Raw genomic sequence first — 14,165 nt, forward strand, 5'->3', positions numbered from 1 at the left:
ATCCATCCCTTATACTGAGTATGATGAATGAATAGTAGAGGAGTAGAGGGCTATGTCGGATGGTAAATATAATATTAAAGCAGTCTCTAAAAAACTAGGTATACAACCTGGAACGTTAAGAGCATGGGAGAGACGGTACAATATTATTTCTCCTATAAGAAATGATGCTGGTCATCGCCTCTATTCAGATGAGCATTTATCGGTTTTGAAATGGTTAGTCCAAAAGACAGAACAAGGCTTTACGATCAGTCAAGCAGTAGAATTGCTTGAGGATGGAAATACAGAGCCACACTCGGATGCTTCAGAGTTAAGTCGAGATCGTGCTCACGTGTTGTCAGATGATATTTTGGAAGCCTTGCTTGCATTTGAAGAAAACAAAGCACAGGAATTGTTAAATCAAGCCTTTTCACTTTTTAGTATTGATAAAGTTGTACAAGATATCCTAGGGCAGCTTCAAGTTCGAGTAGGAGAACTATGGGAAAGTGAAAAGATCACAGTTGCACATGAACATTTCGCTACTGCATTTTTACGATCGAGAATAGGCATGATTTTTCATACCTTGCCGATCGATGGATACCTTCCTAAGGTTATGGCGGTATGTTCAACAGATGAGTACCATGAATTAGGACTTTTAATCTTCACGTTATACCTTAGAAGGAAAGGCTTTGAAGTGATTTACTTAGGTCCTAGCATTCCTGAAAAAGACATTGAAATCGTAGTGGAAGACACTGCACCTAGTATATTGTTCTTATCCTGCACCCTCATGTCAAATCTACCTAAATGTTTGAACTTGATCGATCGGCTCGATAATAAGTTCCCGGATTTAACAATCGGTGTTGGAGGAGGAGCACTTCTACATCTACATGGAGAAAAGAGACAAGCTTATGATCACTATTTCGTTGGAAAGAATAAAGATGAATGGGATGTATGGATAAAACACAAGCTTCATAAACTTTCAATTTAGTATAGGAAGTACAGGACTTGTCTAACATTCCCAATACGGTGTAAACTATAAGAATATCGTCAAGCAAGAACCATCTATGTAATATCACATATATTATGTTAAAGGATATGCTGGTGACAGACGGTAGGGGGGAATTAGATGCGTCTTGAACGTTTAACATACGACAAAATTAAGATATTTCTCACTTATGACGATTTGAACGAGCGAGGAATAACGAAAGAAGAATTATGGCAGGACGTGCCAAAGGTCCATAAGTTATTCAGAGAAATGATTATGGAAGCAGACGATGAACTAGGCTTTAAAGTAGATGGCCCTATCGCAGTTGAAGTGTTTTCATTGCCTGCTCAAGGTATGGTCGTAATCGTTACAAAAGGCTCGAAAGAAACCGATTTTGAAGATGATTACAACGATGAATACATCGAAATGCAGGTTACGCTTGATGAAAGCGATGAAGTATTTTATGAATTTAATACGTTCGAAGATGTGATCGGTCTTTCGAAACGTTTACTTGATGTAGGTGTTGAAGGTGGAATTCTTTATTCGTACCAACAACAATTCTATTTGAAGATTAACGAAGAGGAAATCGGTGACATGGAGTTAGATACGCTCATCGCGCTATTAGCTGAATTCGGTAATCCATCTACAATCACAAGTTATCGTGTTATTGAATATGGAAAAACACTGATGCACTCTGAAGCTGTAAAACAATTGAATCACTACTTTCAATAAAAATAAGCCTTCCGGAGAAAACGCGCGGAAGGCTATTCTTATGAACTATGAAAGAATGGGATCTGTCTTTGAGTCGCTCTCCCATGCTCTTATGAAGTATTCTTTGTTTTCAAATTTAGTAAATCCACTCTGATTGTGGATAGATGGAAATACTCGCTCCACTGATAGGTGCTGAGTTTTATGTGCAAGGAGAGCAAGCTGTACGTTCTTCATATGTTCCTCTGTGAAGGATTTCATTAGCGTGATGTTTTCATCAGGATCAGCAAACGCTGGGTTTCCTGTTTTAGTTGCGAGTGATTGTGGTAGCGTAGCATAGTATAGTTCTTTTACGCTGTTTGGTGATTCTTGAACAGCTTCTAAACATGCTTCCTGTATCGCTGTATGGTCGCTGTGCCCAGATAGCCCGTGTGGCGGGAACGTAACGACGGCGTCAGGCTGATAATTGTCTAGTAGGGTGATGATTCTGTTTTTTAGTGTATGAGGTGCAAGTTCACTTAACTTTCCATCCGGATAGTCATCGATAACGAGTTCATCGATCCCTAGATGAGCAGCCGCCTCTTGTAGTTCATTTCTACGAACGTTTGCGAGGTCGTCACGCGTGCACAAAGGAGGTTCACCACACTTCCCTGCATCACCTGCAGTAGCACTATATAGAATTGTTTTGGTATCCTTCTGCTTAGAAAGCTCAAGTATTGTACCCCCACATGTGAATGATTCATCATCAGGATGGGCGAATGCAAATAGAATTGTCTTTGACATAGTGGTAGATCCTTTCTTATTGAAGATAGTGCAAGTATACGGAACAGGTGGCGTGATTTCCAATTCTTTGTTCGAGGTGATGAATTACCAGCCACACATTACAAGAAAACATGGTATGATGAGAGAAGTTTTTAACTGTTCCAATTAGGTGAATAACGAATATAATGATGTACATAAATGTAGCCCAGGAGGTATTTGATCATGAAAGTTGCAGTACTATATGGTGGAACATCTGCCGAAAGAGAAGTATCCCTATCGAGCGGGAAAGGAATCATAGCCGCACTCGAACATAATGGTCATGAAGTAATCGGAATTGATTTTCATCCAGATAAAATTAGCGAAATTTTAAAATTAGATGTCGATATGGTTTTCATCGGCCTTCATGGTAGATTTGGTGAAGATGGAAGAATTCAAGGGTTACTCGATATGCTAGAGATCCCATATGTTGGTTCTGGTGTACTCGGTTCAGCTGTAGCCATGGATAAAGCAAAAAGTAAAAAAGTACTAAACGATACGAGTATTCGACTTGCTAAAGACCTTGTGTTGGAGAGAGGCGACAGCTATGAAAACCTCGACCTTCCATTTGATTTTCCTGTTGTTGTAAAGCCTAACAGTGAAGGGTCTACAATAGGGTTAACGATCGCTCATTCAGAAGATGAGTTGGTAAGAGGAATCGATGAAGCCTTCCGTTTTGATACAAAGGTTATCCTTGAGGAGTTCATTTCTGGGACAGAGGTCACTGTTGCTGTTTTAGGTGAGAAAGGTAATGTGCGAGCATTGCCTGTCGTTGAGATCGTACCTCGTAACGCATATTATGATTATGAATCGAAATACGCAGAGGGTGGCAGTGAACATATCGTTCCTGCACGTATTACAGAAGAGTATACAACGATGATTCAGGAGGAGTCTGTTCTTGCACATGAATTGCTAGGTTGTGAAACATACTCAAGGGTGGATTACATTATCCCTAAAGATGGCTCTAAGCCCGTTTTTCTTGAAGTAAATACATTGCCAGGCATGACACCTACGAGTCTTTACCCTGATGCGGCTAAGGAAATTGGCTATTCGTATGAAGAGATGATCGAACAGCTGCTTCAACTCGGGTTGAAAAAGTAAATTGCTATATAAAACCTCACACATCACTGTGAGGTTTTTTTCGAATAGCAATATGGGCCCACCTAGTAAGCGTTTGCAAATTTGTGAAACAAATTGCATAAAATGTGGACGGAATACCTTCTCATAGGATACCTAAACGTGTATACTATGTTTTGAAAGCAAGACATTAGAGTATTCTAGATATTAATGAAACCAAAAAACTGAACAATGTTAGATGTAAATGGGTCAAAGGTCACCTAATCGGATCTTTTATGAAGACACCACAGTAAGGGCATAGTTATGGGAGGTTAAGTAATGGTCGACAAAAACGAAACAGATAACGGACAAGGTAACAAAAAGAAAAGGGATGTATTAGAGTCGACGCAATCGGTCATAAATGAAGCACTTGATAAGTTGGGCTATCCAAAAGAGGTTTTTGAACTTCTAAAAGAACCTATGAGGTTGATGACAGTCCGTATCCCTGTGCGAATGGATGACGGATCTATAAAAATCTTTACTGGATATCGTGCTCAGCACAACGATTCGGTTGGTCCTACTAAAGGTGGGGTTCGCTTTCATCCGGATGTAACGGAAACTGAAGTGAAAGCACTTTCTGTTTGGATGAGCCTTAAAGCTGGAATTGTTGATTTACCATATGGTGGAGGAAAAGGCGGAATCATCTGCGACCCTCGAGAAATGTCTTTCAGAGAGCTTGAAAGGTTAAGTCGCGGCTACGTAAGAGCAATCAGCCAAATCGTTGGCCCTACTAAAGATATTCCAGCTCCAGACGTGTTTACAAATTCACAGATCATGGCCTGGATGATGGATGAGTACAGCCGTATTCGTGAGTTTGATTCTCCTGGCTTTATCACAGGTAAACCGCTTGTGCTCGGTGGTTCGCATGGGCGTGAATCAGCAACAGCAAAAGGTGTAACGATCTGCATACGCGAAGCAGCTAAGAAGAAAGGCATTAAGATCGAAGGAGCTCGCGTCGTCATTCAAGGATTTGGTAACGCAGGTAGTTTCCTTGCGAAGTTTATGCATGATGCTGGCGCAAAAATCGTTGGTATTTCAGATGCATATGGAGCGCTTCACGATCCAGAAGGCCTTGATATCGATTACTTATTAGATCGTCGCGACAGCTTTGGAACAGTAACGAAACTCTTCAAAGAAACGATTAGTAATAAAGAGCTTCTAGAACTTGACTGTGATATTCTAGTTCCTGCAGCGATTGAAAATCAGATCACAGAAGAGAATGCCCATCAGATCAAAGCGAGCATCGTCGTTGAGGCTGCAAATGGACCGACAACGATTGAGGCGACTAAGATCTTAACCGAAAGGGACATCTTACTAGTACCAGATGTTCTTGCTAGTTCTGGTGGAGTAACGGTATCTTACTTCGAATGGGTACAGAATAACCAGGGTTACTATTGGACCGAAGAAGAAGTTGAGGCAAAGCTTGAAAAGGTCATGGTAAACGCATTCAACTCGATCTATAGAACTTCTGAAACTAGACGTGTAAACATGAGGCTTTCAGCATATATGGTCGGTGTTCGAAAAATGGCTGAAGCGTCTCGCTTCCGTGGTTGGATTTAAATAGTTGATATTGCGACAGAAATTCCCTATCATTCAGGTAGGGAATTTTTTGGTTGTAATGAGTACAATAAAAAAGAAATAAACCGTTTATATGGATTGTTGCAGGAGTGAGGGAATATGAGAGAAGAGCAGGTAATCATTATTGGAGCTGGTCCGTGTGGTATGTCAGCAGCGATTGAACTTCAAAACAAAGGGTTTGATCCATTGATCATAGAAAAAGGGAATATCGTAAATGCGATCTATCATTATCCCACACACCAGACGTTTTTCAGCTCAAGTGAAAAGCTTGAAATAGGTGAAGTACCGTTCATTATTGAAGAGAGAAAACCGAAGCGTAACCAGGCGCTCGCATATTATAGAGATGTTGCGAAAAGAAAAAACCTTCGAATCCATTCATATGAAAAGGTTAATAAGATCGAAACAGAAAATGATGGATTTGTCATTGAGTCTGAGAAGCTACATGAATCGAAGGAGATCACTTATCGAGCAAAACATGTGGTCATCGCGACTGGGTATTATGATAGCCCAAACTATATGGGTATTCCTGGAGAAGATCTTGATAAAGTGATGCATTATTTTAAAGAGCCACATCCTTACTTCAATAAAGATGTTGTTGTCGTTGGTGGTAAAAACTCCGCTGTTGATGCTGCATTGGAGCTTGAAAAAGCTGGAGCGCGCGTGACCGTTCTCTATCGACAGGGAGAGTATTCGAAAAGCATTAAACCATGGATCTTACCTGAGTTTGAAGCATTAGTGCGAAATGGAAAAGTGCAGATGGCGTTTAATGCTGAGTTAGTTGAAGTTCGTGAAAAAGAAGTTGTGATTACTGTGAATGGAGAAAAACAAACGATCGCGAATGATTTTGTTTTTGCCATGACAGGTTATCATCCAGATCATTCGTTCTTAACGAAGATTGGCATCGACATCGATGAAGCATCTGGCAGACCTGCGTTTGACCCTGAAACGATGGAAACGAATGTAGAAGGGTGCTACATTGCTGGTGTTATCGCTGCAGGAAACAACGCGAATGAAATATTTATTGAGAATGGCCGACACCACGGCGCACAAATAGCGAACGATATTATCGACAAAGCAAGAAAGCCTATCTAAAAAGATAGGCTTTTAGCTTGTAGAACCGGGGTTATTCTACAAGCTGACACTCATCCACGTAGGATGAGTGTTTTTTAGAGGGTACTTGGTGTTGCAAAAAGAGAAGTTGATTCTTTCCTTTCAAATAACGTTGATGGATAAAAGGAAGGTCAGAATTGCCATATTCGACTGTTAAATTATTGGGACGGAGTGTTGATTTTGGATTTATTCCTTCCAGTAGGAGAGACGATCGCAGACTCCTGCGGTAGAACCGGCGGCCGAGACTGGGGTGTGGGTTTCAACTCGGTGTTGGACGTTCGTCCGCAGAAAGCGAGCAATCGACTACGGCATAGGGAGCCCTGAATAATGACATAGGTTTCTCCACAAGCTGAAAGCCTATCTAAAAAGATAGGCTCAGAGTGTAGAGAAACTCTTAAAAGTAGATGATTCTTTCCAATTTAATTAATGTTGATGGATAGTGAAATAGTTTTCTGTTTAACCATTGGACGGAACGTTTGTTGTGGATAAATTCTCATCAAGTAGGAGAGACGATCGCGGACTCCTGCGGTCGTACGGGCGGCCGAGACCGGGGTGTGGATTTCACCTCGGGCTTGGACGTTCGTCCGCGGAAAGCATGCGATCGTCATCGACTACGGTATCGGGAGCACCGAATAATAAAATGGGTCTCTTTAACGTATGAGATCGAATTCCTCTTGATTTCTTTTTAATTATCTTAAGAATAGTTGCTGTAACTCATTTAAATCTTCAGTGGCTTCTAGGGCTACTAAGAGCTTCAACCTTGCTTTTTGTCCATTGAGTCCATTTGAGAAAACAACTCCGAGTTCCTTCAAATGCTTCCCTCCACCTTCATATCCATAGACGTCCTGCACGATGCCATTGAAACATCTCGAAACCATCACAACAGCGATCCCTTTTTTTCGTAATTGCTTTATCCCGTCGACTGTCTGTGGGGGAAGATTTCCTTGACCCAATGCTTCGATGACGATGCCGTTGATTCCAAGCTCTCCAGCAGCTTGAAGGAGTTGAGAGTCCATTCCTGCATACGCTTTTAGAAGCATGACTGTTTTGCTTAGTTTCGAAATATGATAGCGATCACGGTTCGTCAAAGTATGATGGAAATGGACACGCTGCTTTGTGACGATTCCGATCGGGCCGTATTGTGGACTTTGAAATGTTGAAACGTTGCTCGTGTGCGTTTTCGTAACGTTTTTTGCCGTATGTATTTCATCGTTCAACACAACGAGTACGCCTTTTCCTTTCGCTTCCTGACAGGATGCAACCTTCAAAGAGGAAATCAGATTATACGGGCCATCAGACCCAATTTCATTGCTAGACCTCATCGCTCCAGTCATCACGACTGGTAGGTCAGTTTGTAAGATAAGATCAAGTAAATAAGCAGTTTCTTCTAGAGTATCGGTTCCATGAGTGACGACTACTCCGCTAATATGTTCTTTTTTTATTTTGTTTTCAATGCGTTCAGCAATCTGAAACATCAGCTCAGGGTTCATATGTGGGGAAGGAATGTTAATAAAGTCATCGACGATAAGATCCACATCGTGGATGAGGTCACCTAATGTTGCGTTTAAAGGATTTCTTTCTCCTGGACTGACAGCTCCAGATTCTCCATTTTCCTCCATCGCGATTGTTCCACCAGTGTGTAGCACAAGTATTTTGCTCAAAAATCTCACCTCAGGCCAAATTTTATTTAGTTTCCATAAATAAAGTAACATGGTACGATAAGAAAAGTATAGGTATGATAAAGTTGCTTTTTCATCATCTACCGTGTAGAAATGGGGAAAGCCTATGTTAGCGGCTATAACTGCTGGAATCGCTCCAGGTATTGCGCTTCTTTGTTTTTTTTATTTAAAACACCATCAGTATGAGTCTGAGCCCATCAGACCAGTAGTCAGGAGCTTTGTATTCGGTGCTATGCTCGTATTTCCAGTGATGGTTATCCAGCATGGTTTTAAAGTTGAACAATTCCTGCAATCTCCTTTTAGTCAATCTTATATCATGTCAGGATTGCTTGAGGAGTTTCTAAAATGGTTTATCTTTTATTTTACCGTGTACATACATCTTGAATTCAGTGACTTTTATGACGGGATCGTTTACGGTGTCGCGATATCGCTAGGCTTTGCATCAGTAGAGAATGTTTTCTTTCTATTCGCTTATGGCATTCAAGAAGCCTGGTGGCGTGCTCTGTTGCCTGTTTCTAGTCACGCTTTGTTTGGGGTCATCATGGGATCTTATTTAGGTAGAGGAAAGTTTTCGCTGCAAAACAAAGTATTGAAGTGGATCATCTTGTCTCTTCTTATACCTGTTTTGTTCCACGGGACGTATAATTACCTCATTCTTCAGTTCAATACCAACATGATCTATATCATGATACCTTTCATGCTAGTATTATGGTCGATCGGACTTAGAAAAATAAAAGTGGCAGATATTAATCAGGCCAAGTTGATGCAGACGAAAGAAGATGCAAGTATATAAGTTTTGATAAAAGGTGCCTTAAAGGCATCTTTTTTTGTTTATCTTAAAAAGAAGGTTTGTATAAAATACCTTTTGATACAAAAACTACAACCATGAATACACATTGATCAGGAGGTCCAAATGATGAGGAAGCTATTTAATATATTTAAAATCCCTCTGATAATCGGTTTATTATGCGTGCCGCTTATGACGGTGCTTGACCATAATCACGAAGCAGACGCATTTTCAAATCAAGTTATTCAAAAAGGGGCAACAGGTGATGATGTGATCGAGCTACAAGCACGGTTACAGTACATCGGGTTTTACAAAGGAAAGATCGATGGTGTTTTTGGTTGGGGTACGTATTGGGCAGTTCGAAACTTCCAACATGAATTTGGCTTGACCGTCGATGGACTAGTAGGTTCTGAGATGAAGGCTAAATTAAACAAAGCGACGAAATATGATCCTTCGATAAAGCAAAAAGTGAATAAGGGAGAAAGTCCTAAGAACTACGGAGGAACCTCTGGTGGCGACGGAGGCACGAAGGCAACGCAAGGTAAGAATACACCTGCTGGATATTCACAAAATGACATTAAGCTTATGGCGAACGCTGTTTATGGAGAAGCAAGAGGTGAGCCGTACGAAGGACAAGTGGCGGTAGCTGCAGTTATTTTAAACCGAGTGCAAAGCTCTTCTTTTCCGAATACGGTATCGGGCGTTATCTTCGAACCACGTGCTTTCACTGCAGTATCAGATGGACAGATATGGCTGACTCCTAACGATAGGGCGAAAGAAGCAGTATTAGATGCAGTTAATGGCTGGGATCCTTCGGGTGAAGCACTTTACTACTTCAACCCTAACACGGCAACATCAGGTTGGATTTGGACCCGTCCTCAGATCAAACGAATCGGAAAACATATTTTCTGTGAATAGTGGAGGTGATTGAATAATGATTAGGTCGATATTGATTGGAGCACTCGCCATTGGCGTCGTGTCGACAAGTTATTGGGGATATAAAGAACACCAGGAGAAAAATGCAGTGTTGATCAATGCCGAAAACAACTATCAACGAGCGTTTCATGAGCTGAATTTTCATGTTGATGCTCTTGAAGAGAAGATCGGGTCGACTCTTGCGATGAGTTCTCGAGCTAGGTTATCACCAGCACTTGCAGAAGTGTGGAGATTGACCTCAGAAGCTCAGAATGATGTTGGTCAGCTTCCGTTGACCCTGATGCCTTTTAATAAGACTGAGGAGTTTCTTTCAAATATAGGGCAGTTTAGCTATCGCGTAGCGGTTAGAGACCTTGATGAAAAGCCTTTGTCTGATGATGAATATGACACGCTTAAAAAGCTGCATAAACACGCTACTGAAATTAAAAACGAACTAAGAAAAGTACAGGCCATGGTGATCAATCATAACTTACGTTGGATGGATGTCGAGTTAGCGCTCGCTTCAGAAAAGCAGGCGCAAGATAACACGATCATCGACGGATTCAAAACAGTTGATAAACAAGTAGAAGGATATAGTGATGTGAATTGGGGGCCGGAAGTCACCCAGTTGAATGAGAAGAAAGAAAACCTTTCGAATAACGTACTAGGTGAGAAGGTTACTGAAGATGAAGCAAAGAAAGCTGTGATCGACTACTTGGATATCGAGAGTGATGCGAAGATCGATATCACCTCTACGGGAGAGAAAGCAGGGTATCAGGCATATAGCCTTTCGATCGAGAATTCGAAGAATAAATCTAGTGTAAATCTTGATGTAACGAAAAAAGGAGCTCATCCGATCTGGATCTTAATGGACCGTAAGATCGGGAAACAAAAAATCAGTTTGAACGAAGCTGCTTCAAAAGCGGAGGCATTTCTAAAAGAACATGACATCACGAATATGGTGATCTCTGAAAGCAGTCAGTATGATAAGATGGGCGTCTTCACATTCGTATATCAACAGGATGACATCAACATCTATCCTGACGCTGTTCATGTTAAAGTAGCGCTCGATAATGGAGATATTGCTGGATATGAATCGATCGAATATTTAACCAATCACCAAAAAAGAGAATTACCGAAGCCTGCAATGTCAAGAGAAGAAGCTTTAGCACAAATCAACGAGAGTGTTCAGATCATGGAGGAAGGGTTAGGCGTTATCCGAAATGATCTTAACGAAGAAGTATTGTGTTATGAATTTATGGGTACGATTGATAATGAAACGTATCGCATTTTCATAAACGCAGAAAACTTACGAGAAGAAAAGGTTGAAAAGATGGATGGCACAGAAACAAATTATGATGAGCTATAGTGAGGTGAGGAAATGGGGAAAGTCGAGCGTTTGTTGATCAAGTTAGTTGTGATACAGTTCGCGTTTCTCCTCATTGCTCAAACACTTCTTACTCATGAACCCTTTCGTATCTATTTGAGCAAAACATTGTATTATGAAGGGGTCGTGAACGGCGAACAGATGCCTTCTAAACGGCAATAGTTAATAGACCGTCTACTTTGATTGTGTTATGATTAACTTGAAACGTAGTGTACAAAAAAAGCAGGAATCCCTGCTTTTTTTGTACGTTGTAGAACGTATTTGGTGACCAATGAACGATGGGGGAAAGATGTTTATGAGAAGAAATATTAATATTGCAATAGATGGACCAGCAGGTGCCGGAAAAAGTACCGTAGCAAGAAGAGTAGCTGATAAGCTCTCTTTCCTATATATAGATACTGGTGCGATGTATCGAGCTCTAACTTATAAAGCAATCGAGAATAATGCGGACCTTGAAGATGGTCCTGTTCTTAAGAAGCTCCTAGATAAAACTGACATAGATCTTCAACTCGGTGAGAAGGACCAACATGTTTTGATCGATAGCATCGATGTAACAGAAGACATCCGCTCTCTAGAAGTTACGAACAACGTTTCTTTCGTTGCGAGACAAAGTGAAGTAAGAGGCGAAATGGTGAAACGTCAGCAGCTATTAGCTGAAAAAGGCGGTGTGGTGATGGATGGACGTGATATTGGTACTCACGTGCTTCCTAAAGCGGAACTAAAGGTGTTCTTAAGTGCATCTGTAGAAGAAAGAGCTGCCCGTCGTTACAAAGAGCTCGTTGATAATGGAGTACAAGCTAACTACGATCAGATCAAAGAAGAAATTGCACTTCGAGATAAACGTGATTCAGAACGTGAGGTAGCACCACTTGTAAAAGCAAAAGATGCGATTGAAATCGATACAACGTCCATGACGATTTCTGAAGTGGTACATCATATTCTACTATTAGCGAAAGAGAGGGCTTGAACCAGTGAGCTTATATGATGTGGGAAGAGGATTGTTCAGAGTCTATTTTAAACTTTTTAACAGAGTAACCGTTGTAGGAGAAGAAAACATCCCTTCTGATAAGGGGATACTACTCTGTTCAAATCATATTAACAACCTTGATCCACCGCTAGTTGGAGCGATGTGCCCACGACAGGTACGTTTTATGGCGAAGTCGGAACTATTTACGATCCCTGTGCTAGGTAAGTTGATCGATAAGGTTGGCGCTTTTCCGGTGAAAAGAGGGATGAGTGATAAACAAGCTCTCCGAAGTGGAATTGGCATCTTAAAAGATGGCGGAGTAGTAGGTTTGTTTCCTGAAGGAACAAGAAGCAAAACTGGTCAGCTTGGAGAAGGGTTATCTGGTGCTGGTTTTTTCGCACTTCGCCCAGAGGTTAGAGTAGTACCTTGTGCAATCATGGGGTCTTACAAGCCGTTTGGGAAATTAAAGATCATCTATGGAAAACCTGTTGATCTATCACCTCTCCGTGAAGAACAGGGTGCAGCGAAGAAGGCTACACAGGCGATCATGAAAGAAATTCAACAACTAATCGATGCTAACCGTTAACATTTCATTATTTTCAAAAAAAATAAATAAATGTTGCAGGACACTTGACAAATTGACTGATTTTAGTGAAAGTTAAAGGAAAGGGTGATTAACTTTTCATAAAATTCTTTCGCTGATGGTAAGTGGAAGGCTTTTATAAATATTATTGAAAAGTTCTATTTCTTTTGGATTGAAGGAGGAGTTTGTCAATGGTTGAAGAGATGAATCAGGAAATGACTGAGTTCAAATCATTCGAAGTTGGAGATGTGGTGACTGGAAAGATCTCCAAAGTCGAAGAGAAACACGCATCGGTGGATGTGGGTTTTAAAATTGATGGAGTGCTGCCTATCAGCGAACTGTCAAGCCTTCACGTCGAAAAAGTCAGCGACGCACTCTCAGAAGGCGATGAAATAGAAGTGAAAGTGATTAAATTATCTGAGGACGAGCTAGTGCTTTCAAAGAAAGCAGTAGAAGCTGACAAAGCTTGGGATGAGCTCGAAGCAAAATATCAAAACAGCGAGGCTTTCGAAGTAGAGATTGCTGACGTTGTTAAAGGTGGACTAGTCGTTGACCTTGGAGTGCGTGGATTTATTCCTGCATCCCTTGTCGAGCGCCACTATGTTGAAGATTTTGCAGATTATAAGGGCAAGACCTTAAGTGTAAAGATCGTTGAATTTGATCCTGAAAAATCAAAAGTCATTCTTTCACACCGCGCTGTGCTAGAACAAGAAGCGGATGTGAAGAAGCAGGAAACGCTGGCTTCTCTTCAAGCAGGACAGATCGTTGAAGGTACTGTTCAACGTCTTACTGATTTTGGTGCTTTTGTAGACATCGGTGGAGTAGATGGACTTGTGCATATCTCTCAGATGGCACATCACCGTGTTGAAACCCCGTCCGAAGTTGTTGCAGAAGGACAAAAGGTAAACGTTAAAATTCTATCAGTGGATAGAGATAATGAACGTATCTCGCTATCCATTAAAGAAACGCTGCCTGGACCTTGGGAAGAAATCGAAGGTACGGTTAAACGTCTTGTAAGCTTCGGTGCATTTGTAGAAGTTGCACCTGGAGTAGAAGGACTCGTTCACATTTCTGAGATTTCAAACAAACACATTGGTACCCCTCATGAAGCACTATCAGAAGGGGAACAAGTTCGAGTTAAAGTACTAGATGTAAATCTAAATGAGAAGCGCATCTCACTTAGTATTAAAGTACTAGAAGCAGAACAGGTGACGAGCCAGGTTGAAGAATATCAAAAAGATGGAGATGGAAATTCCCCGTTTTCTCTTGGAGATATGATCGGTGATCAACTGAAAAAGTATAAATAATGATAAAGCTCTCTGCTGCAGCAGAGAGCTTTTTTTTTGTGTTGAACATTATTTTTGTCCGTTTCTTCTTCTTGCGTGATCAGGGCCTTCCATTGTAGAAGCTCCTTTATATTCTAATGATTGATCACGATCAGACTCTACACGCTTCGATTTCTTTAGTTTTTTCTCCTGCCTATCTCTTCCCAAGATCATCCCTCCTTTGCTTTATTATCATGAAATAAAAGGGAAAACGTTATACATTTTTTAATTATTGGTCTAATCACGCAGAA

The 14,165-nt window shown here is 41.0% G+C and carries 15 protein-coding genes; 12 read left to right on the forward strand and 3 right to left on the reverse strand.

Annotated elements, in window-relative coordinates:
* The first annotated feature begins 52 nt into the window (after window positions 1–52).
* Window positions 53–964: a MerR family transcriptional regulator gene (locus ACXADT_RS11895; RefSeq protein ID WP_474835461.1), complete on the forward strand. Its 912-nt coding sequence runs from the start codon at window positions 53–55 to the stop codon at window positions 962–964.
* Between the two features lie 138 nt (window positions 965–1,102).
* Complete coding sequence (locus ACXADT_RS11900) at window positions 1,103–1,693, forward strand: genetic competence negative regulator (RefSeq protein WP_270179085.1); 591 nt, start codon at window positions 1,103–1,105, stop codon at window positions 1,691–1,693.
* Between the two features lie 45 nt (window positions 1,694–1,738).
* On the opposite strand, the gene ACXADT_RS11905 is transcribed toward ACXADT_RS11900, so the two are convergent.
* On the reverse strand, window positions 1,739–2,452 hold the full coding sequence (locus ACXADT_RS11905) for a PIG-L deacetylase family protein (protein WP_474811371.1): 714 nt from the start codon (window positions 2,450–2,452) through the stop codon (window positions 1,739–1,741).
* Window positions 2,453–2,653: 201 nt separating this feature from the next.
* On the opposite strand from ACXADT_RS11905, the gene ACXADT_RS11910 reads away from it, so the two are divergent.
* From ACXADT_RS11910 to ACXADT_RS11920, 3 genes are all read left to right on the forward strand, one after another.
* The gene (locus tag ACXADT_RS11910) at window positions 2,654–3,568 is read left to right on the forward strand and encodes a D-alanine--D-alanine ligase (protein ID WP_270179083.1); all 915 of its coding nucleotides are present in this window, start codon (window positions 2,654–2,656) and stop codon (window positions 3,566–3,568) included.
* Window positions 3,569–3,862: 294 nt separating this feature from the next.
* On the forward strand, window positions 3,863–5,143 hold the full coding sequence (locus ACXADT_RS11915) for a Glu/Leu/Phe/Val family dehydrogenase (protein WP_270179082.1): 1,281 nt from the start codon (window positions 3,863–3,865) through the stop codon (window positions 5,141–5,143).
* A 117-nt stretch (window positions 5,144–5,260) separates the two neighbouring features.
* Entirely contained in the window at window positions 5,261–6,253 is a 993-nt protein-coding gene (locus ACXADT_RS11920) for a YpdA family putative bacillithiol disulfide reductase (RefSeq protein ID WP_270179081.1), read from the forward strand.
* A 707-nt stretch (window positions 6,254–6,960) separates the two neighbouring features.
* Here the strand turns inward: ACXADT_RS11920 and ACXADT_RS11925 are convergent.
* Window positions 6,961–7,932: an asparaginase gene (locus ACXADT_RS11925; protein ID WP_474835292.1), complete on the reverse strand. Its 972-nt coding sequence runs from the start codon at window positions 7,930–7,932 to the stop codon at window positions 6,961–6,963.
* A 124-nt stretch (window positions 7,933–8,056) separates the two neighbouring features.
* Between ACXADT_RS11925 and prsW the strand changes: the two genes are divergently transcribed.
* The 7 genes from prsW to rpsA all read left to right on the forward strand — a co-directional run bounded on the left by prsW (window position 8,057) and on the right by rpsA (window position 13,896).
* A complete protein-coding gene (gene prsW / locus ACXADT_RS11930; RefSeq protein ID WP_270179079.1) occupies window positions 8,057–8,743 on the forward strand; it encodes a glutamic-type intramembrane protease PrsW in 687 nt (228 codons plus the stop codon).
* A 123-nt stretch (window positions 8,744–8,866) separates the two neighbouring features.
* Window positions 8,867–9,655 carry a spore cortex-lytic enzyme gene (gene sleB, locus ACXADT_RS11935; protein WP_270180572.1) on the forward strand — a complete coding sequence of 263 codons (789 nt, stop codon included), beginning with the start codon at window positions 8,867–8,869 and terminating at the stop codon, window positions 9,653–9,655.
* Window positions 9,656–9,671: 16 nt separating this feature from the next.
* A complete protein-coding gene (gene ypeB, locus ACXADT_RS11940; protein WP_474835294.1) occupies window positions 9,672–11,021 on the forward strand; it encodes a germination protein YpeB in 1,350 nt (449 codons plus the stop codon).
* Window positions 11,022–11,033: 12 nt separating this feature from the next.
* Window positions 11,034–11,201, forward strand: a complete 168-nt coding sequence (locus tag ACXADT_RS11945) for a DUF5359 family protein (protein WP_270179077.1) — start codon at window positions 11,034–11,036, stop codon at window positions 11,199–11,201.
* Window positions 11,202–11,334: 133 nt separating this feature from the next.
* Window positions 11,335–12,006 (forward strand): (d)CMP kinase, encoded by a 672-nt coding sequence (cmk, locus tag ACXADT_RS11950; RefSeq protein ID WP_270179076.1) that lies wholly within the window; start codon window positions 11,335–11,337, stop codon window positions 12,004–12,006.
* A gap of 4 nt (window positions 12,007–12,010) precedes the next feature.
* Window positions 12,011–12,592: a lysophospholipid acyltransferase family protein gene (locus tag ACXADT_RS11955; RefSeq protein ID WP_270179075.1), complete on the forward strand. Its 582-nt coding sequence runs from the start codon at window positions 12,011–12,013 to the stop codon at window positions 12,590–12,592.
* A gap of 188 nt (window positions 12,593–12,780) precedes the next feature.
* Entirely contained in the window at window positions 12,781–13,896 is a 1,116-nt protein-coding gene (gene rpsA, locus ACXADT_RS11960; RefSeq protein ID WP_474835838.1) for a 30S ribosomal protein S1, read from the forward strand.
* Between the two features lie 48 nt (window positions 13,897–13,944).
* Here rpsA and ACXADT_RS11965 read toward each other — a convergent pair whose 3' ends face one another.
* Complete coding sequence (locus tag ACXADT_RS11965; protein WP_270179073.1) at window positions 13,945–14,082, reverse strand: YpzI family protein; 138 nt, start codon at window positions 14,080–14,082, stop codon at window positions 13,945–13,947.
* Window positions 14,083–14,165: the final 83 nt, after the last annotated feature.

It is taken from the genome of Anaerobacillus sp. ABR4_321, from assembly GCF_056158505.1.

Excerpts from the sequence above, each read along its gene's own strand:
- ACXADT_RS11895 (WP_474835461.1), top strand. The coding sequence starts at position 53 with ATGTCGGATGGTAAATATAATATTAAAGCAGTCTCTAAAAAACTAGGT.
- ACXADT_RS11900 (WP_270179085.1), top strand. The coding sequence starts at position 1,103 with ATGCGTCTTGAACGTTTAACATACGACAAAATTAAGATATTTCTCACT.
- ACXADT_RS11905 (WP_474811371.1), bottom strand. The coding sequence starts at position 2,452 with ATGTCAAAGACAATTCTATTTGCATTCGCCCATCCTGATGATGAATCA.
- ACXADT_RS11910 (WP_270179083.1), top strand. The coding sequence starts at position 2,654 with ATGAAAGTTGCAGTACTATATGGTGGAACATCTGCCGAAAGAGAAGTA.
- ACXADT_RS11915 (WP_270179082.1), top strand. The coding sequence starts at position 3,863 with ATGGTCGACAAAAACGAAACAGATAACGGACAAGGTAACAAAAAGAAA.
- ACXADT_RS11920 (WP_270179081.1), top strand. The coding sequence starts at position 5,261 with ATGAGAGAAGAGCAGGTAATCATTATTGGAGCTGGTCCGTGTGGTATG.
- prsW (WP_270179079.1), top strand. The coding sequence starts at position 8,057 with ATGTTAGCGGCTATAACTGCTGGAATCGCTCCAGGTATTGCGCTTCTT.
- sleB (WP_270180572.1), top strand. The coding sequence starts at position 8,867 with ATGAGGAAGCTATTTAATATATTTAAAATCCCTCTGATAATCGGTTTA.
- ypeB (WP_474835294.1), top strand. The coding sequence starts at position 9,672 with ATGATTAGGTCGATATTGATTGGAGCACTCGCCATTGGCGTCGTGTCG.
- ACXADT_RS11945 (WP_270179077.1), top strand. The coding sequence starts at position 11,034 with ATGGGGAAAGTCGAGCGTTTGTTGATCAAGTTAGTTGTGATACAGTTC.
- cmk (WP_270179076.1), top strand. The coding sequence starts at position 11,335 with ATGAGAAGAAATATTAATATTGCAATAGATGGACCAGCAGGTGCCGGA.
- rpsA (WP_474835838.1), top strand. The coding sequence starts at position 12,781 with ATGGTTGAAGAGATGAATCAGGAAATGACTGAGTTCAAATCATTCGAA.